Below are 17,586 nucleotides of genomic sequence, written 5' to 3'. Positions count from 1 at the left end.
TATTCTCCTATTATCCTTGACGTTGTTTGTGTTTTGGATTTTCACAAATAACCATTACTCTACCCTTGCGCTTTACAACCTTGCATTTGTCGCAAATAGGTTTTACTGATGCTCTAACTTTCATTTGATTTCCTCCTACTTTCGGCGATACGTGATTCTGCCGCGTGTTAAATCATATGGTGATAACTCAACTGTAACGCTATCACCAGGTAAAATGCGAATGTTGTTCATGCGGATTTTACCGGATACGTGTGCGAGTACTACATGCCCATTTTCAAGTTCCACTTTAAATTTGGTATTTGGTAGTACTTCGACTACTTTTGCTTGTACTTCAATTAAATCTTCTCTTGCCATAAATAGCCTCCTTTAAAGTTCGGTCAATATTTGATAACCAGTCTCTGTGATGGCGATCATGTGCTCAAAGTGTGCGCTTTTCTTTTTGTCCATTGTGACCGTAGTCCAATTGTCTTGTAAGATTTTGACGCGCTTTGTCCCAATATTAACCATGGGTTCAACACAGAATGTCATGCCCGGTTTTAACAAGGCCCCCATTCCAGGTTTACCGAAATTTGGGATGAACGGATCTTCGTGCAACTTTTTACCAATGCCATGACCTGTGAATTCTTCCACAATGCCGTAACCGTAAGGTTTGACATAGGCTTCAATCGCCGCGGAGATATCCGATACTCGATTGCCAGGAATCGCTTGTTTTAGCCCCTCGTATAAAGAAGCCAGCGTTACATCTAAAAGTTGTTGATCGGCTTGGGATATGGTGCCTACTGGATATGTCCATGCACTGTCTGCATGATAGCCTTTATAGTAAACGCCAATGTCGAGTGACACGATATCGCCTTCTTTAAGAATCATCTTAGGGGAAGGAATGCCATGAACGACGACTTCATTGACCGATAGACAAACTGAACCAGGAAAGCCATTATACCCTTTAAAGGAAGGAACGCCCCCTAAAGAAACAATAAAGTTTTCCGCAATTTCGTCCAGTGCCTTTGTTGATATGCCTGGTCTAATGTGTTTCTTTACTTCTTCACGGGTGAGTGCGACCATTCGGCCAGCTTCACGCATGATGTCGATTTCTCGTTGTGATTTTAATGTAATCATTTTTTACCATCAAGTTCTTCTATAACGCGTCTAGATACTTCTTCAATCGATCCACGTCCATCAATTGTAATGATATTGCCCTTGGAGCGATAGTATTCAATGATTGGTTGCGTTTGATCGTGATAGATAACTAAACGTTCTTTTGTGATTGCGACGGTATCATCGGGTCTTTGCACGAGCGGTGTTTGGTCTTTATCACAAATACCTTCGACTTTCGGTTTGTTATTTCTAACATGATACGTGCTACCGCATGTTGGACATACGCGTCGACCGGTAATACGGTCTAGAATAACGTCTTCTGGTGAATCGAGGTAGATGACATAATCCACAGTCCAACCATATTGCATCAAAATATGATCGAAGTCTTCCGCTTGACGCAAGTTGCGAGGATAGCCATCCATAAGGAAGCCTTCCTTCACGTCGCGCGCCTGTAAGCGAATACGGACAATGTCGTTCGTTAACGAATCGTTGACAAACTTGCCCGCATTGATCTGATTTTGAACAAGTTTCCCAACGGGAGAACCTTTCTTGATTTCTGCTCGAAACATTTCTCCCGTTGAAATATGAGGTATATGATAATGCTTTGTAAGGTCACTAGCAAGTGAGCCTTTACCAACGCCCGGTGGGCCCATAATAATCAGTCTCATGGTTCATACCTCTTTCTTGTTAGGCCTAAAATATGCCTTTGTATTCTTGATTATTTGCTTCAGTTTCAATTTGGTTTGTGGTTTCCATCGCAACCCCTACGATAATAAGTAAGGATGTTCCCCCTAAAACGACTGCTTGAGATTCGTTTGCATTAAAACCAAATACGATACTTGTAACGATTGGCATAGCAGCAAGAATCACGAGGTAAACAGTACCTAAAAGAGTAACCTTAAACATTAATTTCGCAATATAGTTTTGCGTATCTAGACCTGGTCTAACGCCTGGGATGTAGGCATTGGATTTCGATAGGTTGTCTGCTACTTTTTCTGGATTTAACATCAAGAAAGCGTAGAAGAATGAGAACACAACGATGAGTCCAATGTATAAGACGAACCCGATTGGTTGTTGATAGTTGAAGATTTGATCCAACCAGGAACCAAGGGATGTTGTCGTATCTAACCCAAACATACCGGATACAGATAATGGAATACTTAGAATAGTCGATGCGAAGATAACCGGAATTACCCCTGAAGTATTAAGCTTAATTGGTAAATCAGAAGTTGTCTTGCCTTGACCGGATTGACGGTTTGCGTATTGAATTGGAATTCTTCTCTTCGCAATTTCAAGGAAAGTAACCCCTAGAAGTACAGCTACATAAATCAAGATGACCGTGATGAATAGAACGATGTCCCATCCACCATTACCATTGGTGATGTATTTGCTCCAAAGGATGGTTGCCATTGAAGGTAGGGAGGTAACAATACCGGCTACGATCAATAGGCTGGTACCATTTCCGATACCTTTACGTGTGATTAAATCTGCAAGGTACATTGCGAATGCAGCACCGGCAGTAACTACTAACGACATATAAATGTATAAAATAGGGGATGGTGTTAAGATATCAGGTAAGAATTCACTACCCGCGATCCCAAGACCAAGTAATAATACAAGTGACTGAACAAAGGCTAACACTAAACCGAGAACACGGGTTAGTTTGTTAAGTTTTTGTTTACCAGTCTCGCCTTGTTCGCTCCATTCTTTAAGAACAGGCACGATATCCATTTGTAGCATTTGTACTACGATGGACGCCGTAATGTAAGGCGATATACCCATAGCCATGATGGAAAAACGTCCTAATGCATTACCAGTAAAGTTATTTAAAATGGCTAAGAAGTCATTACCACTGATGAACTCAGTGATGCTTGACGTATCAATTAGCGGGATTGGAATCCAGGTTGTGATACGGAAGATGAATAACAATAATAGAGTAATACCAATTCTTTTTAAAAGTTGTACGTTTGAAAATATCGCTTTGATACGGTACATGTTAGATTACCTCAGCCGTTCCGCCTGCTTGTTCGATTAAAACAAGGGCTTGTTTTGAGAAGTGGTTCGCTTTGATGGTTAATTTCTTTTCTAAAGCTCCATTCGCTAACACTTTAACGCCTGATTGTAATTTACCAATGAGTTTAGTTTCTAATAGTAATTCTGGAGTAACGACTGTACCATCTTCGAACACATTAAGTTGTGTTAAGTTGATGATAGCGAAGTCTTTACGGTTAACGTTGGAAAATCCACGTTTAGGAAGACGTTGGAAGAAAGGAATTTGTCCACCTTCAAACCCTAGGCGAGTACCGCCACCAGATCTGGAGCCTTGACCTTTTTGTCCTCTACCAGCCGTTTTACCTTGTCCAGTAGCTGTTCCACGTCCGAGTCTTTTACGATTCTTACGTGCGCCTGCATTTGGTCTTAATTCATTTAGCATGTGTGTGTCCCTCCTTACGCGATTTCTTTAACAACCACAAGGTGAGCAATGGTTTTAACCATACCCACGATCGCGTCGTTGGATTCTTTAACTACAGTTTGGTTCAATTTCTTTAAACCTAATGCATGAGCGGTTCTAACTTGATTTGGATTACGTCCAATTAAAGATTTCTTTAATGTAATTTCTAATGTCATAGTCTTACACCAAGCTTTCTACTGCAACGCCTCTAAGCGCAGCAACATCTTCTTTAGTCTTTAATGTTTCAAGTCCAGCAAATGCTGCTCTAACCATGTTGATTGGAGCTTTTGATCCTAAAGATTTTGAAAGAATATTGTTGATACCTGCAAGTTCGCAAACGGTACGAATAGCACCACCGGCGATAACTCCAGTACCTTCAGAAGCAGGCTTTAAGAATACTTTACCAGCACCGAATTCTCCAGTGATAGCATGTGGAATTGTATTGTTAACAACTGCAACTTTAATTAAATTCTTTTTCGCGTTTTCTACCGCTTTTTTGATTGCATCTGGTACTTCTTGAGCTTTGCCTAAGCCAAACCCAACAGTTCCATTATGGTCACCAATAACGACTAGTGCTGCGAATCTGAAACGTCTACCACCTTTTACTACTTTAGTTACGCGGTTGATAGCAACCACGCGGTCTTCGAATAATTCGACTTCTTTTTCTCTAACTTTACGCATGATTACCCTCCTTAGAATTTCAATCCAGCTGCTCTAGCTGCTTCGGCTAACGCTTTGACGCGCCCGTGGTATAAGTAACCACTTCTGTCGAATACGACCTCAGTAACGCCACCTGCGATAGCGCGTTCTGCGATCAATTTACCTACTGCAGAAGCAGTTGCAATGTTAGAACCTTTTAAGTTCAATTCTTGGCTTCTTGCTGCGAATAGGGTTGTTTGGTTCTCGTCGTCAATAAGTTGTGCATAGAATGCTGTATTAGAGCGATATACACTTAAACGAGGTCTTGCTGCCGTACCAGAAAGAGTTTGACGAATACGTAAATGTCTCTTTTGGCGTGTTACATTGCTTGATTGTTTACTGATCATATATATGCCCTCCTACTTCTTAGCAGTCTTGCCTTCTTTGCGACGAACATTTTCACCTTTATAACGAATACCTTTGCCTTTGTAAGGTTCTGGTTTACGAATAGCGCGAATGTTTGCTGCAAATTCACCAATGACTTGCTTGTCTGCACCTGATAAGATGACTTCTATATTTTTAGGTACGGCTACGGTCACACCTTCTGGAATTTCCATTTCTACTAAGTGGGAATAACCAGCGTTGATGACTAACTTTTTACCTTCTAATGAAGCTCTATAACCAACACCGATGATTTCTAGGGATCTTGTGAATCCTGTAGAAACACCAGTTACCATGTTAGCAAGTACTGCTCTGGTAGTACCGTGTAATTTACGGTCTTCGTTGATATCGGATGCTCTTGTAATGTTAATGTGTGTGTTTTCTTGATGGATTGTTACACGATCCGAAAACTGAAATGATAAAGTGCCTTTAGGGCCTTTAACTGTGACTAAGTTCCCTTCTCCTACAGTGACGGTAACGCCAGCAGGAACAATAATCACTTTATTACCTATACGTGACATATGTTTTCCTCCCTATTACCAAACGTAGGCGAGCACTTCGCCACCAATTTGTTGTTTTCTTGCTTCTCTGTCGGTAAGAATACCTTTTGATGTCGAAATAATCGCAATACCAAGTCCATTAAGAACTTTAGGTAATTGGCTAGCTTGCGCGTAGACACGTAAGCCCGGTTTCGATATCCTCTTTAAACCTTTAATAACGCGTTCGTTATTTGCGGCATATTTCAATGTAACTACTAATGTAGAACCCACTGCTTCATTCTTAGATACGAAATCTACGATGAAACCTTCTTGTTTTAAGACACCTAAGATGTCTGCTTTAAGTCTGGATGCAGGGATTTCTACCGTTTCATGACGCATTGAATTCGCGTTGCGGATACGTGTTAGTAAATCCGCGATTGGATCAGTCATAACCATATTATTTCCTCCTTCTTACCAGCTAGCTTTTTTAACGCCAGGTAGTTCGCCTTTATAGGCTAATTCGCGAAAACAAATACGGCAAATTCCAAATTTTTGGTATACTGCGTGCGGACGGCCACAACGTGTGCATCTTGTGTAAGCTTGTGTTGAAAACTTAGCCACGCGTTGTTGCTTCGCAATCATAGATTTTTTAGCCATGTTTATTCTCCTTATTTCTTGAACGGTAATCCAAGGGAAGTTAGTAAAGCTTTACCTTCTTCGTCAGATTGTGCCGTTGTTACGATGACAATGTCCATGCCACGTACTTTTTTCACTTTATCGAAATTAATTTCAGGGAAAATGAGTTGTTCTTTGATACCTAATGTGTAGTTACCACGACCGTCGAATGCATTTTTAGAAATACCGCGGAAGTCTCTTACACGTGGTAAGGAAACTGAAACTAATTTGTCCAAGAAATAGTACATTCTTTCGCCACGTAATGTTACTTTGCAACCAATTGGCATACCTTCACGTAGTTTGAAGTTCGCAATTGATTTTCTTGCTTTAGTAACAACTGGTTTTTGACCAGTGATTACGCTTAATTCTTCAACTGCATCGTCGAGTGCTTTAGGGTTAGCTACAGCATCGCCGATACCCATGTTAATAACGATCTTTTCGATCTTTGGTACTTGCATGACGGAAGTATAGTTGAATGCTTTCATTAATTCGGGTTTGGTGAGGTTATCGTATTTTTCTCTTAATCTACTCATAGTCAAACTCCTTCTTATTTATCAAGGCTTGCGCCTGATTTTTTCGCAATACGGACTTTCTTACCGTCTACGACTTTGTAACCAACGCGAGTTGGAACGTTCTTCTTTGGATCGAGAATCATCACGTTAGATACATGGATTGGTGCTTCGACTTCCACGATTTGACCCTTTTCGTTTTGTTGAGTTGGTCTTTCATGTTTTTTAACTTTATTGACGCCTTCAACGATGACGCGGTCTTCACCAGGAAATGCTTTTAATACTTTACCAGTTGTTTTTACTTTATTGCCTTTTTTGTCGGTAGAGAATTTGTCTTTACCAGCAATAACAACAACTGTATCTCCAGCTTTAATGTTCATGATGTCCTCCTTATAATACTTCCGGAGCAAGGGATACGATCTTCATGAAGTTCTTATCTCTAAGCTCTCTTGCCACTGGTCCGAAAATACGGGTTCCACGTGGGTTTAAGTCCTCTTTAATAATGACTGCTGCATTGTCATCAAATTTGATGTATGAGCCGTCTGCGCGTCTTAAGCCAGACACGGTTCTGACGATAACCGCTTTTGCTACGTCACCTTTTTTAACGATGCCGCCTGGAGTTGCTTTTTTAACTGCAACTACTACAACATCGCCGATGTTAGCATAACGACGGCGGGTACCACCTAAAACTTTAATGACTAAGACTTCACGTGCGCCGCTATTGTCAGCGACGTTTAATCTAGTTTCTTGTTGAATCATGATAGTCCCTCCTTATTCTGCCTTCGTAACAACTTCTACTAATCTGAAACGTTTAGTAGCGGAAAGTGGTCTAGTTTCCATAATGGTAACTACATCGCCAACTTTCGCAAGATTGTTTTCGTCGTGTGCATGATATTTTTTGGAAACTTTAACACGTTTCCCGTATAAGCTGTGTTTTTTGTATGTGTCAACTACCACTGTGATCGTTTTTTGCATTTTGGTTGATACCACAGTTCCTGTGAACACTTTTCTATTGTTTCTTTCCATAGTATCCTCCTTATTCGTTACGTTCACTAATGATTGTCTTCATTTGTGCAATTAATTTTCTTACTTGTCTTATGCGTGCGGTATTTTCTAGTTGACCAACAGCAAGTTGAAAACGTAAGTTGAATAATTCAATTTTTAATTCGTTGATGCGTTTGTTTAAATCAGCGGTGCTGATTTTACGAATTTCGATCGCTTTCATATTATTGGTCACCTACCTTACGAATAATCTTTGTTGAAACTGGAAGTTTATGGGAGGCAAGTCTTAAAGCTTCACGAGCGATTTCATCGCTGACGCCTGCAACTTCAAACATGATTTTGCCAGTCTTAACAACAGCAACCCATGAATCTGGTGCACCTTTACCGGAACCCATACGTACTTCTAGTGGTTTTTTTGTTTTTGCTAAATGTGGGAAAATGTTGATCCATACATTACCTGTACGTTTCATGTGTCTTGTAATCGCAATACGGGCAGCTTCGATTTGGCGGTTGGTTACCCAAGCACCTTCTGTAGCTTGTAAGCCCCAGTTGCCGTTTTGTAATTCAAGATTACCTTTTGCCTTACCTTCATAACTTACGCGATGAGGACGGCGGAATTTAGTTCTTTTTGGCATTAACATAATTACTTGCCTCCTTTACTGCGCTTGTCTCTTCTTGGTGCAGCTTCAGATCTAACTTTTTGTCCAGGTAGAACTTCGCCTTTGAAAATCCATACTTTTACGCCTAATTTACCATAAGTGGTTGTCGCTTCTGCAGTTGCATAATCGATATCAGCACGTAGAGTATGTAGTGGCACGCGGCCTTCAGAATAGCCTTCGCTACGAGCGATTTCAGCACCGCCAAGACGACCAGACACAAGTGTCTTAACCCCTTTAGCTCCTGCTTTTAATGCTCTTTGCATAGCCATCTTTTGCACGCGGCGGAAAGATGCACGGTTTTCTAATTGTTCAGCAATGCTTTGCGCAACGAGTTCTGCATTGAGTTCTGAACGTTTCACTTCAACGACGTTAAGGATGATTTCCTTTTTAGTCATGTGTTCAAGTGTTTTTACTGCTTTATTTTTGGATTCAGCATCTCTACCGATGACGACACCAGGTTTAGCGGTGTATAAAGTTACTTTAACTCTATCTTTAGCTTTACCTTTTAAACGTTCGATTTCGATTTGGGAAACAGATGCCTTCTTGAAAGTGTCTTTTAGGTACTTTCTGATTTCAATATCTTCTTTTAAAAGAGCCGGAACTTGATTTTTTTCTGCATACCATTTCGCATCCCAATTACGGGTTATCCCCATGCGTAAGCCGACTGGACTAACTTTTTGACCCATCGTATTCCTCCTAAACTCTTTCTGCCACTACAATTGTGATGTGGCTAGTCTTTTTAACGATAATGTTGCCTTGTCCTTTGGAATTTGGCATCATTCTCTTCATGCGTACGCCTTCATTGACGAACGCCTCTTTAATGTATAAGTTGTTTACATTCATGTTGTAGTTATGATCCGCGTTAGCGACTGCACTGTTAAGCACCTTTAAAATAATTGGAGCGGCAGCTTTAGGGGTATACTTCAAAATCGCTTGCGCTTCTTTGATTTCTAGACCCTTAATGAGATCAATAACTAGTCTTGCTTTTCTTGGTGCAATACGCACCGTGTTTGCCATAGCTCTAGATTCCATATTAACCTCCGTCATTATTTCTTAGCTGCTTTCTTGTCAGCGCCGTGTCCACGGAAAGTACGTGTAGGTGAGAATTCACCTAGTTTGTGCCCTACCATGTCTTCTGTGATATATACAGGTACATGTTCTCTACCGTTATATACTGCAATCGTTAATCCTACAAAGTCAGGGAATACGGTTGAACGTCTTGACCAAGTTTGGATTACTTTGTTATCTTTTGCCTTCTTAGCGGTTCTTACCTTATTTAATAGGTAATCGTCACAAAAAGGACCCTTTTTAATTGAACGTGCCATGTTTACCCTCCTACTTTGTACGACGTCTTACGATTAAATCGTTCGATGCCTTCTTAGAATCTCTTGTCTTAATACCGCGACCAGGTTTACCCCAAGGTGTCATTGGTGATTTTCTACCGATTGGGTTCTTACCTTCACCACCACCATGTGGGTGGTCGTTAGGGTTCATAACAGCACCACGGACAGTTGGGCGGATACCCATGTGTCTAGTACGTCCTGCTTTACCAATTCTAACGAGTTCGTAAGTTTCATTACCTACTTCACCAACGGTTGCACGGCATGTGCCTAAAATCTTTCTTACTTCACCAGAACTTAAGCGAACAAGAACATAACGTTCTTCTCTACCTAAGATTTGTGCAGATGTACCAGCGGAGCGAACCAATTGGCCACCTTTACCAGGATGTAATTCAATATTGTGAATGACAGTACCTACTGGGATGTTGAAGATTGGAAGCGCGTTACCAGTTTTGATATCTGCGTGTTCACCGGATTCGATGGACATGCCAACTTCTAAACCTTTAGGCGCGATGATATAACGCTTTTCACCATCTACATAGTTGATGAGCGCGATATTTGCACTTCTATTTGGATCGTATTCGATTGTAGCAACCTTACCTACGATACCATCTTTATTTCTCTTGAAATCAATTACACGATATTTGCGTTTAGCGCCGCCACCTTGATGACGAACTGTAATTTTACCTGAGTTATTACGTCCACCATTTTTGTGAATTGGCTCGAGTAGTGATTTTTCAGGAGTGGATGTTGTGATTTCTTCGAACGTTAAAACGCTCATGTTGCGGCGTCCAGCGGACGTCGGCTTATAAACTTTAACCGCCATAGTTAATTCTCCTTTAACATTTCACTAATCTTAAACTGTGAATTGGTCGATCTTTTGACCATCCGCTAGTTTTACGATTGCTTTTTTGTATGCTTGTTTGTATCCTTCGTATTTACCCATTCTCTTGAATTTAGGGGATACGTTTACGGTGTTTACTCTTACAACTGTAACATTGAAGATGGCTTCTACAGCTTTTTTGATTTCTACTTTGTTTGCTTTACGATCAACTTCGAAAGTATAAGCATTTTGAGATTCAATTAACTTAGAAGATTGTTCAGTGATGATTGGAGCTTTGATAATGTCGTAATATTTAGTCATTATGCAAGCACCTCCTCGAAGTATTTAACTGCATTTTGAGTTAATAATAATTGCTTGCAGTTTAGTAAGTCATAAACGCTCGCATGGGAAGCTTGAACGAGCATAACATTCGGTAAATTACGTGCTGCTAAGAACACTTCATCAGCGAATACTGTGTCGACGATCAATACTTTTTCTGTAATGTTTAACTTGCTTAATAACGCTGCGAACTCTTTAGTCTTCGGTTGAGAAACAGCTAAGTTTTCAACAACAACTAGGGAGTTGTTTGCTTGATGGTTTGATAACGCGGAACGCATTGCAAGTTGTGCAACTTTGCGGTTAACTTTAACATCATAGCTTCTTGGTTTAGGACCGAATGCAATACCACCATGTCTCCATTGTGGGCTTCTTGTAGAACCTTGACGAGCTCTACCTGTTCCTTTTTGTTTCCAAGGTTTTTTACCGCCACCGGAAACTTCAGAGCGTGTTTTAGTATCGTGTGTCCCTTGACGCATTGCAGCTCTTTGAGCATTGACAACGTCATATAATGCTTGGTTATGTGGGGCAATACCAAATACGTATTCATTTAATGTAAGGTCAGTTACTTTTGAACCTTCTAGATTTAATACTTGTAATTTAGGCATCTTGGTTCCTCCTTACTTAATACTCTTGATTGCAGTTTTAACGACGACTAAACCATTGTTTGGTCCAGGTACGCTACCGCTAACAAGTAGTACTTCTCTTTCGGTGTCAAATGCTACGACAGCTAAGTTTTGAACTGTAACTTGTTCAGCACCCATATGCCCTGGTAGATTTTTACCTTTCATGTTGCCTTTGATGGCACCCATCGAACCTGGCGCACGGTGATACATCGATCCGTGACCCATTGGTCCTCTGCTTTGATTGTGGCGTTTGATCGCACCTGCATAACCTTTACCTTTAGAAGTTCCAGTTACGTCGATGAGTTCGCCTGCTTTGAACATATCTCCAGAAACGACAGACCCAACCGCTAACCCCGCTAATTCATTAAGCGTTTCGTTAAAGCGAATTTCTTTAATGAAGCGCTTAGGTGCTGTGTTAGCTTTTGCGACGTGCCCTAATTCTGGCTTGTTGCTTAATTTTTCCCTTTTGTCTTCGAAACCAATTTGGGTCGCAACGTATCCGTCAGTTTCAACAGTTTTTTGTTGAAGCACTACGTTTTGAGCAACATCGATTACGGTTACAGGGACTAGTTGACCATCTGCATTCCAGATTTGAGTCATACCTAATTTTCTACCTAAGATTCCTTTGGCCATGTTTCTATCTCCTTTTTAGTCTTTGTTTTTACTACTTCTTTAACACGATATCAACACCTGAAGGTAAGTCGATATGCATTAAAGCTTCAATTGTTTGTGCATTTGGATCTAAGATCTCGATTAATCTCTTGTGAGTACGACGTTCGAATTGTTCACGTGAATCTTTGTTAACGTGTGGGGAACGTAGAATGGTGAAAATTTCTTTTTCAGTTGGTAGTGGAATTGGACCATGTACCTTTGCACCAGTCTTGGTTACGCTTTCGATAATCTTCTTCGCGGATTGATCAATTAGTCTGTGATCATATGCCTTTAAACGAATTTTGATAACTTCTTTTGCCATTTTATAAATGTCTCCTTTCGCCTATAATCTTGTCATAGACTTGCTCCATGGAAAAACCCTTCACATAGACAACGGCTATCCGTGTGCCGACAACCTTCCATTTCACAGCCTTTTGCTTGTGCGTAAGCGTATCTATTATATGATAAACAAAAAGAATATGCAACCCTTTTTGTACTTTTTTTTGATAAAAAGTGTACTTAGGATTTCATATTCTTGTTTTTATACTGTTTGATAATTTGTTTTGCTTCTTTTAAAAATGGCATCGGAATACTAAAACTATTAATTTGGCTTTCGAGCATCTTCTTTAAAGCGTAGGGTCTACTTGCGATATCCCCACAGACGGTACAGGAAATCTGGTGATGCTTCGCGAACTGATCGATTTCTTCAATAGCTTTGATTATTTGATTGGCATAGGTTACTTCATCAATGGTTGTATGCCTGTCGATATGAAATAGGCTCTTACCTAAATCGTTCGATCCAATCGAGATGAAATCGACTGTGGAAAACTCTTCAAGATGCATAAAAGCTTCTTCGGTTTCAATCATCACACCCACTGGTGGTAAGTTCTTGCTGAAACCAAACTTGTGCTGAAGGGTCTTCATCAATTGAATCACTGCATCAATATCGCTTCTTCTTTTAACCATCGGAATCATAACCTTTAAATTACTATAGGTTTCATTGAGTACCAATATGGCCGAGAGCTGTTCGATGAAGGGTTTTTCATAAGTGATGAAATAATCCGATACACCTCTTTGTACGGGTCCTAAATTAAGTGGGTTTTTATCATCCCCGAAATCATAGGTTCTAATCACTACAGGTTTAGGATTACATTGTTTTAAAAACTGTCCATAAATCTCAACTTGTTTGTCAATGGATGGGAACCGATTGTGTTGGAAGTATAGGAATTCTGAACGGTATAAACCAATACCATCGGAAGCTTCAATATAACGTGGGTCTAGTGGTGTCTCACCGGATACGTTCAAGTAAAGACGTTTTGGAAAGTGTGGAATATCTAGTGAGCTATCCGATTGTTGTTTAGCCGATAACCATCCGATTACAGCGTGTTTGTCTGGATTTAGTAACAATTGCTGGTGTTCTGTATCTAAAAAGATGTAATCTGATTCGTGAAATTCGAATTGATCGACTTCTACACATGGGATATTGCGTTCTTTAGCGAGAATTACACCGTGAGATAAAGCACTACCTGATTGGACGATGATGCCTTGAATGTGGGCTTCATATTCGAATAGATACGAAGGGTATAAGATATCACAAACAAGAATAATCGGTTCTGAAATCACCGGTTGAATCACTTCATCGAGCCCATTCGATAATCTTTCTTTTAAATCGATAATGTCATCTACACGTTCTTTTAAATACGCATCTTCCATTGCTTCAAAGGTTTTAATATAGTGAGCCATGGCTTCTTTTAATGCTTGTTTGGCTGTGATATCTTTGGTTTTGATTTTTGTTTTAACTTCATTTTCAAACATTTGATCATTTAGAATCGCTTGTTGGAAAGTGATAATTTCATCCATAGCGGATTGATTTTTAAGGTTTTCAAGCTTTTGATACACCCGTTGTTTAATCGATAGAAAATGGGTGATTTCATACTTGGCATCTACAGTCTCTGTATAGTGGAGGTTATTTTTATGAACTTGAAATGCTTTTCCATAGCCTGTGCCTGCCGATAAAACAGTTAAACTCATGCTTGTAAACCAGCAATAATCAAATAACCGGCCCCATACATACCCGCATCGTTGCCTAATTTGGCTAATTCAAATTGCATATCTTTGATGGCTGAAAACGCATATTTACGGTAATGTTTTTTTATCGCATCGATGAGTACTTGACCCGCGTTAGATATACCTCCACCTATTAAAATAGCCTTTGGATCTACAGTTGCAGCGAGCATTGAGCAAGTTAAACCGAGGTATTCTCCAACCTTGTCAGCTACAGCTAAACCGAGTTCATCACCCATTTTGGCAGCGTTAAAAATGCGCTTTGGAGATAAGTTTTCATCATCGACGATGGTTGTTTTATAAGTGTTTAATTTCATTAGTTTACGTGCTCTCGCATTGATACTACGGATTGAAGTTTCAGTTTCTAAACAGCCTTCAAGTCCACAAGTACATGCTTGTGGTTCATTAAATTCAGCACGAATATGGCCAATTTCACCACCTGCGCCATGCGCGCCATCGATGACTTTACCATTCGCAATGATCCCACCACCAACGCCAGTACCGAGCGTGATGAAGATGATATCGCCTTCAATGTTTTGTTTCCAGTATTCTCCTGCTGCAGCAACTGTAGCGTCATTACCTGCTTTGACTAGGACTTTTTTACCCAATGCGTATTGGAATTCTTTTTCCACATTGACATTTTTCCAACCTAAATTGACACATTGAATCGCGGTATTGTCAACGACAGGTCCTGGTAAACCAAAACCATACCCTAAAATATCTGAGTCTTTTAAGCCTTTTTGGTCATTAAATGCATGAATCGCTTGTGCAACTTCTTTTAAAATATGACTACCTTGATCTTTAAGATTTGTAGGGATGCTAAAAGAGTCCACTAAGGAACCTTGTTGATCTAGTAATCCAATTTTAATGGATGTCCCGCCGACATCGATACCAAATACATATTTCATATGATCACCTTTTTTGATGTATTTTTAGTCACATCCATTATAACATGAAGGCGTTATAATGTCATTATTCGAAAAAAAGAATACCGCTTTACCGGTATTCCTTGTGCTTAGTATTTGGATTTGAAATAGTGGCTGATGTTTTCTAAAGATTTGACTAATGCCTCATCTTTTTCTAACTCCAAGTCTAACATGACGGATTCAATCATTTCGTCATGGAAGCCATCGTGAATATTGAGAACTTCAAGTGCACTGTCAGTCAGTTGTAGAATCACTTTACGTTTATCGTCTTTGGCTCTGCTTCTGGTCACATATTTCTTGCGTACTAACACATCGACAGAAGTCGTTAAGGTACCTAGTGTAATCCTAAGTCTTTTCGCAACATCCCCCATCGTTTTGGTTTCTGAATTTTTAATAGCTTCTAATACGTGAACTTCACTCATCGATAGTTTAACACCACGTTCACGAAGGGTTTGACCTTCAATGGATAAAATATGGTTAAAAACTTCAACTAACAACTCATTTATGACATCTTTTGCACGACTCATCTACTTACCTCACTATATATCCGACACCTAAAGTTCCAGGACCTGCATGCGCACCGACAACCGGTGTGAGTGGTACAAGTTCGACTTTGACATCGTTACGCTTTTGTAAAATCAATTGTTTAATGCCTTCTGCATCTTCTTTATTATTGGTATAGGCGATGAAAATGTCCACTTGCTTGTTTTCTATATCACTTAATAGGATTTCTAATAAGCGTTCTCTTGCTTTAGAAGTGGTACGAATTTTCTCAAGTGGGACTAATGTACCTTCAGGTAACACATGGAGAAGGGGTTTTATTTTCAATAGTGTGCCTAAAAATCCAGAAGTTGCAGATAAACGACCATTTTTTACAAGATACTTCAGTGTATCTACTAATACATAAATCTTGATATTTTCTCTTAATTTCTCAAGTCTTTCAGCGATTTGTTTTGCAGTTTTTCCTGCTCGGATCATTTCAATCGCTTCTAATACAAGATAAACTTCACCTTGTGACACACTTCTAGAGTCCACAACGTGAACGTTGATACCTTCTACCATCGATGCAGCAAGTACTGCACCTTGATACGTACCAGACAACTTAGATGAAATCGTGATTGCGATCACATCCGTATAGCCCTCTTCAACAAAAGCTTCATAAACTTCAGCAATCTTCCCTGTTGGCGTCTGTGAAGTCGAGATCGCGATGTCCGGATTATTTACTACTGTTGTATAAAAATCATCCGCAGTGATGTCAACAAAGTCTTCATATTCTTTACCACCTAAACTCAAAGTGGAATGAATTACCTTCACCGGATAATTCAATTTCAGGTAATCTACACCCGAGTTACCGCATACCATAATACCAATTTTAGACATATGTTCTCCTTATTATTTTGATATTCAAACTACTTATGTCAATATTCTATCATAACCATAAGTTAAGTCAATACATATCACTTATAAATAAGTATAATGTCGATAACCATAAGGACCATGATGATTATAACAAAACTGTCGCTTTTTTCAACATAAATCGCATATTTACGTTAATTATTGCTATAAAAATAAAAAAACCATTCAAAATGGCATTTATAAATACAGCTATGCTGATGTGTGTTAAGTGGTGGCTCCGGGCGGAGTCGAACCGCCGACACACGGATTTTCAGTCCGTTGCTCTACCTACTGAGCTACAGAGCCAAGCCAAATAATGGCGGTCCGGACGGGAATTGAACCCGCGATCTCCAGTGTGACAGACTGGCATGTTAACCACTACACCACCGGACCATTTTGGTTGCGGGAGAAGGATTTGAACCAACGACCTCCGGGTTATGAGCCCGACGAGCTACCAGACTGCTCTATCCCGCGATATTTAATAATGGCGGAGAAAGAGGGATTCGAACCCCCGCGCCTTTTACAGCCTGTCGGTTTTCAAGACCGATCCCTTCAGCCGGACTTGGGTATTTCTCCTTTTGCCAATTATTTATAGATTAAATTTGTAAAACAAGGGTTTGGTGGACCCGGTAGGACTCGAACCTACGACCAACCGGTTATGAGCCGGTGGCTCTAACCAACTGAGCTACGGGTCCAAATTGGTAGCGGCGGGGGGACTTGAACCCTCGACCTTACGGGTATGAGCCGTACGCTCTAAACCAGCTGAGCTACACCGCCATGTCCTGTGTTGGGTAAACCAAAATATCAGATGTTTATATAGCAAAAGTGTATTTCTACACTTTAATAATTAAAATGGTGGAGCTTAACGGGATCGAACCGTCGACCTCCTGCGTGCAAAACAGGCGCTCTCCCAGCTGAGCTAAAGCCCCACTTTAATATAAATTGAGTTGGTACCTAGAGTCGGACTTGAACCGACACGGACTCATCGTCCATGGGATTTTAAGTCCCACGTGTCTACCTATTTCACCATCCAGGCATTTGTGTTTAAAACTTAAGAATGGTGTCCCGTAGAAGGCTCGAACTTCTGACCCCTTGATTAAAAGTCAAGTGCTCTACCGACTGAGCTAACGGGACAACTTTGCAAATGGTGCCGAAAACAGGACTTGAACCCGCAACCCCCTGATTACAAGTCAGGTGCTCTACCAGTTGAGCTATTTCGGCTTAGTCACTTGCAGATCTTCAAGTAAGTAAGTTAATGGTGGGGGATGACGGGCTCGAACCGCCGACCCTCTGCTTGTAAGGCAGATGCTCTCCCAACTGAGCTAATCCCCCTAATGGGGTTGAGAATTGCCTGGCAACGACCTATCTTCGCACATTGTACTATTTTCGGCGCTGAAGTGCTTAACTTCTGTGTTCGGGATGGGAACAGGTGTGTCCACTTCGCCATCGTCACCAGACATCTCTCAAAACTAGA

30 protein-coding genes, 11 tRNA genes and 1 rRNA gene are annotated in these 17,586 nt (G+C 40.4%); all 42 read right to left on the bottom strand.

Annotated elements, in window-relative coordinates:
- Positions 1–10 precede the first annotated feature (10 nt).
- The 42 genes from rpmJ to rrf all read right to left on the bottom strand — a co-directional run bounded on the left by rpmJ (position 11) and on the right by rrf (position 17,569).
- Entirely contained in the window at positions 11–124 is a 114-nt protein-coding gene (gene rpmJ / locus N7603_RS01140) for a 50S ribosomal protein L36 (protein WP_052591112.1), read from the bottom strand.
- Between the two features lie 11 nt (positions 125–135).
- Positions 136–354 (bottom strand): translation initiation factor IF-1, encoded by a 219-nt coding sequence (gene infA / locus N7603_RS01135; protein ID WP_262095476.1) that lies wholly within the window; start codon positions 352–354, stop codon positions 136–138.
- A gap of 12 nt (positions 355–366) precedes the next feature.
- Positions 367–1,116, bottom strand: a complete 750-nt coding sequence (gene map, locus N7603_RS01130) for a type I methionyl aminopeptidase (protein ID WP_262095475.1) — start codon at positions 1,114–1,116, stop codon at positions 367–369.
- Positions 1,113–1,763 (bottom strand): adenylate kinase, encoded by a 651-nt coding sequence (locus tag N7603_RS01125; RefSeq protein ID WP_262095474.1) that lies wholly within the window; start codon positions 1,761–1,763, stop codon positions 1,113–1,115. Before N7603_RS01125 ends, map begins: the two co-directional genes overlap by 4 nt.
- Before the next feature lie 25 nt (positions 1,764–1,788).
- Positions 1,789–3,090: a preprotein translocase subunit SecY gene (gene secY, locus N7603_RS01120; RefSeq protein WP_262095473.1), complete on the bottom strand. Its 1,302-nt coding sequence runs from the start codon at positions 3,088–3,090 to the stop codon at positions 1,789–1,791.
- Position 3,091: 1 nt separating this feature from the next.
- Positions 3,092–3,529 (bottom strand): 50S ribosomal protein L15, encoded by a 438-nt coding sequence (gene rplO / locus N7603_RS01115; RefSeq protein ID WP_262095472.1) that lies wholly within the window; start codon positions 3,527–3,529, stop codon positions 3,092–3,094.
- A 14-nt stretch (positions 3,530–3,543) separates the two neighbouring features.
- The gene (rpmD, locus tag N7603_RS01110; RefSeq protein WP_262095471.1) at positions 3,544–3,723 is read right to left on the bottom strand and encodes a 50S ribosomal protein L30; all 180 of its coding nucleotides are present in this window, start codon (positions 3,721–3,723) and stop codon (positions 3,544–3,546) included.
- Between the two features lie 4 nt (positions 3,724–3,727).
- Positions 3,728–4,228 carry a 30S ribosomal protein S5 gene (rpsE, locus tag N7603_RS01105; RefSeq protein WP_262095470.1) on the bottom strand — a complete coding sequence of 167 codons (501 nt, stop codon included), beginning with the start codon at positions 4,226–4,228 and terminating at the stop codon, positions 3,728–3,730.
- Between the two features lie 11 nt (positions 4,229–4,239).
- The gene (rplR, locus tag N7603_RS01100) at positions 4,240–4,593 is read right to left on the bottom strand and encodes a 50S ribosomal protein L18 (protein ID WP_262095469.1); all 354 of its coding nucleotides are present in this window, start codon (positions 4,591–4,593) and stop codon (positions 4,240–4,242) included.
- Between the two features lie 12 nt (positions 4,594–4,605).
- Positions 4,606–5,148, bottom strand: coding sequence for a 50S ribosomal protein L6 (gene rplF / locus N7603_RS01095; protein WP_262095468.1), 543 nt, complete (start codon positions 5,146–5,148; stop codon positions 4,606–4,608).
- Between the two features lie 15 nt (positions 5,149–5,163).
- Positions 5,164–5,562 carry a 30S ribosomal protein S8 gene (rpsH, locus tag N7603_RS01090; RefSeq protein ID WP_262095467.1) on the bottom strand — a complete coding sequence of 133 codons (399 nt, stop codon included), beginning with the start codon at positions 5,560–5,562 and terminating at the stop codon, positions 5,164–5,166.
- A gap of 15 nt (positions 5,563–5,577) precedes the next feature.
- A complete protein-coding gene (locus N7603_RS01085; protein WP_262095466.1) occupies positions 5,578–5,763 on the bottom strand; it encodes a type Z 30S ribosomal protein S14 in 186 nt (61 codons plus the stop codon).
- Between the two features lie 11 nt (positions 5,764–5,774).
- Positions 5,775–6,314, bottom strand: coding sequence for a 50S ribosomal protein L5 (gene rplE / locus N7603_RS01080; protein WP_262095465.1), 540 nt, complete (start codon positions 6,312–6,314; stop codon positions 5,775–5,777).
- Positions 6,315–6,328: 14 nt separating this feature from the next.
- On the bottom strand, positions 6,329–6,670 hold the full coding sequence (rplX, locus tag N7603_RS01075; protein WP_262095464.1) for a 50S ribosomal protein L24: 342 nt from the start codon (positions 6,668–6,670) through the stop codon (positions 6,329–6,331).
- 10 nt (positions 6,671–6,680) lie between these two features.
- On the bottom strand, positions 6,681–7,049 hold the full coding sequence (gene rplN, locus N7603_RS01070) for a 50S ribosomal protein L14 (protein WP_262095463.1): 369 nt from the start codon (positions 7,047–7,049) through the stop codon (positions 6,681–6,683).
- Between the two features lie 12 nt (positions 7,050–7,061).
- Positions 7,062–7,316 (bottom strand): 30S ribosomal protein S17, encoded by a 255-nt coding sequence (gene rpsQ / locus N7603_RS01065; protein WP_262095461.1) that lies wholly within the window; start codon positions 7,314–7,316, stop codon positions 7,062–7,064.
- Between the two features lie 10 nt (positions 7,317–7,326).
- The gene (gene rpmC, locus N7603_RS01060) at positions 7,327–7,515 is read right to left on the bottom strand and encodes a 50S ribosomal protein L29 (RefSeq protein WP_262095460.1); all 189 of its coding nucleotides are present in this window, start codon (positions 7,513–7,515) and stop codon (positions 7,327–7,329) included.
- 1 nt (position 7,516) lies between these two features.
- Positions 7,517–7,933 carry a 50S ribosomal protein L16 gene (gene rplP / locus N7603_RS01055; protein WP_262095459.1) on the bottom strand — a complete coding sequence of 139 codons (417 nt, stop codon included), beginning with the start codon at positions 7,931–7,933 and terminating at the stop codon, positions 7,517–7,519.
- A 2-nt stretch (positions 7,934–7,935) separates the two neighbouring features.
- Entirely contained in the window at positions 7,936–8,637 is a 702-nt protein-coding gene (rpsC, locus tag N7603_RS01050; protein ID WP_263607755.1) for a 30S ribosomal protein S3, read from the bottom strand.
- A 10-nt stretch (positions 8,638–8,647) separates the two neighbouring features.
- Positions 8,648–8,983, bottom strand: a complete 336-nt coding sequence (rplV, locus tag N7603_RS01045) for a 50S ribosomal protein L22 (RefSeq protein ID WP_262095458.1) — start codon at positions 8,981–8,983, stop codon at positions 8,648–8,650.
- 14 nt (positions 8,984–8,997) lie between these two features.
- Positions 8,998–9,276, bottom strand: coding sequence for a 30S ribosomal protein S19 (gene rpsS, locus N7603_RS01040; protein ID WP_262095457.1), 279 nt, complete (start codon positions 9,274–9,276; stop codon positions 8,998–9,000).
- Positions 9,277–9,286: 10 nt separating this feature from the next.
- A complete protein-coding gene (gene rplB, locus N7603_RS01035; protein ID WP_262095456.1) occupies positions 9,287–10,117 on the bottom strand; it encodes a 50S ribosomal protein L2 in 831 nt (276 codons plus the stop codon).
- Between the two features lie 30 nt (positions 10,118–10,147).
- Positions 10,148–10,435 carry a 50S ribosomal protein L23 gene (rplW, locus tag N7603_RS01030; protein ID WP_262095455.1) on the bottom strand — a complete coding sequence of 96 codons (288 nt, stop codon included), beginning with the start codon at positions 10,433–10,435 and terminating at the stop codon, positions 10,148–10,150.
- A complete protein-coding gene (gene rplD, locus N7603_RS01025; protein ID WP_262095453.1) occupies positions 10,435–11,058 on the bottom strand; it encodes a 50S ribosomal protein L4 in 624 nt (207 codons plus the stop codon). Before rplD ends, rplW begins: the two co-directional genes overlap by 1 nt.
- A 12-nt stretch (positions 11,059–11,070) precedes the next feature.
- A complete protein-coding gene (gene rplC / locus N7603_RS01020) occupies positions 11,071–11,709 on the bottom strand; it encodes a 50S ribosomal protein L3 (protein WP_262095452.1) in 639 nt (212 codons plus the stop codon).
- 31 nt (positions 11,710–11,740) lie between these two features.
- Positions 11,741–12,049: a 30S ribosomal protein S10 gene (gene rpsJ, locus N7603_RS01015; RefSeq protein WP_262095451.1), complete on the bottom strand. Its 309-nt coding sequence runs from the start codon at positions 12,047–12,049 to the stop codon at positions 11,741–11,743.
- A gap of 197 nt (positions 12,050–12,246) precedes the next feature.
- Positions 12,247–13,758, bottom strand: a complete 1,512-nt coding sequence (locus tag N7603_RS01010; protein ID WP_262095450.1) for an aldolase/citrate lyase family protein — start codon at positions 13,756–13,758, stop codon at positions 12,247–12,249.
- On the bottom strand, positions 13,755–14,699 hold the full coding sequence (locus tag N7603_RS01005; protein ID WP_262095449.1) for an ROK family protein: 945 nt from the start codon (positions 14,697–14,699) through the stop codon (positions 13,755–13,757). The genes N7603_RS01010 and N7603_RS01005 overlap by 4 nt, the downstream gene beginning before the upstream one ends.
- 107 nt (positions 14,700–14,806) lie before the next feature.
- Positions 14,807–15,244, bottom strand: a complete 438-nt coding sequence (locus tag N7603_RS01000; protein WP_262095448.1) for a MarR family winged helix-turn-helix transcriptional regulator — start codon at positions 15,242–15,244, stop codon at positions 14,807–14,809.
- Between the two features lie 4 nt (positions 15,245–15,248).
- The gene (locus N7603_RS00995; protein WP_262095446.1) at positions 15,249–16,097 is read right to left on the bottom strand and encodes a DegV family protein; all 849 of its coding nucleotides are present in this window, start codon (positions 16,095–16,097) and stop codon (positions 15,249–15,251) included.
- A gap of 245 nt (positions 16,098–16,342) precedes the next feature.
- Positions 16,343–16,418 (bottom strand) — tRNA-Phe (locus N7603_RS00990).
- An 11-nt stretch (positions 16,419–16,429) separates the two neighbouring features.
- A tRNA-Asp gene (locus N7603_RS00985) sits at positions 16,430–16,505 on the bottom strand.
- Positions 16,506–16,509: 4 nt separating this feature from the next.
- A tRNA-Met gene (locus N7603_RS00980) sits at positions 16,510–16,586 on the bottom strand.
- Positions 16,587–16,597: 11 nt separating this feature from the next.
- A tRNA-Ser gene (locus N7603_RS00975) sits at positions 16,598–16,688 on the bottom strand.
- 42 nt (positions 16,689–16,730) lie between these two features.
- Positions 16,731–16,807, bottom strand: a tRNA-Ile gene (locus tag N7603_RS00970).
- Positions 16,808–16,811: 4 nt separating this feature from the next.
- Positions 16,812–16,889, bottom strand: a tRNA-Met gene (locus N7603_RS00965).
- Positions 16,890–16,965: 76 nt separating this feature from the next.
- Positions 16,966–17,041 (bottom strand) — tRNA-Ala (locus N7603_RS00960).
- Positions 17,042–17,060: 19 nt separating this feature from the next.
- A tRNA-Leu gene (locus N7603_RS00955) sits at positions 17,061–17,148 on the bottom strand.
- Between the two features lie 22 nt (positions 17,149–17,170).
- Positions 17,171–17,246, bottom strand: a tRNA-Lys gene (locus tag N7603_RS00950).
- Positions 17,247–17,257: 11 nt separating this feature from the next.
- Positions 17,258–17,333, bottom strand: a tRNA-Thr gene (locus N7603_RS00945).
- Positions 17,334–17,368: 35 nt separating this feature from the next.
- A tRNA-Val gene (locus tag N7603_RS00940) sits at positions 17,369–17,444 on the bottom strand.
- Between the two features lie 17 nt (positions 17,445–17,461).
- Positions 17,462–17,569: ribosomal RNA gene (gene rrf / locus N7603_RS00935) — 5S ribosomal RNA — on the bottom strand.
- Positions 17,570–17,586: the final 17 nt, after the last annotated feature.

Origin of the sequence: Paracholeplasma vituli (assembly GCF_025446935.1) — a bacterium.
GTDB lineage: Bacteria > Bacillota_I > Bacilli_A > Acholeplasmatales > UBA5453 > Paracholeplasma > Paracholeplasma vituli.
Note: the sequence above shows the minus strand (reverse complement) of the source record. Positions and strands in the feature narration are given on the sequence as shown.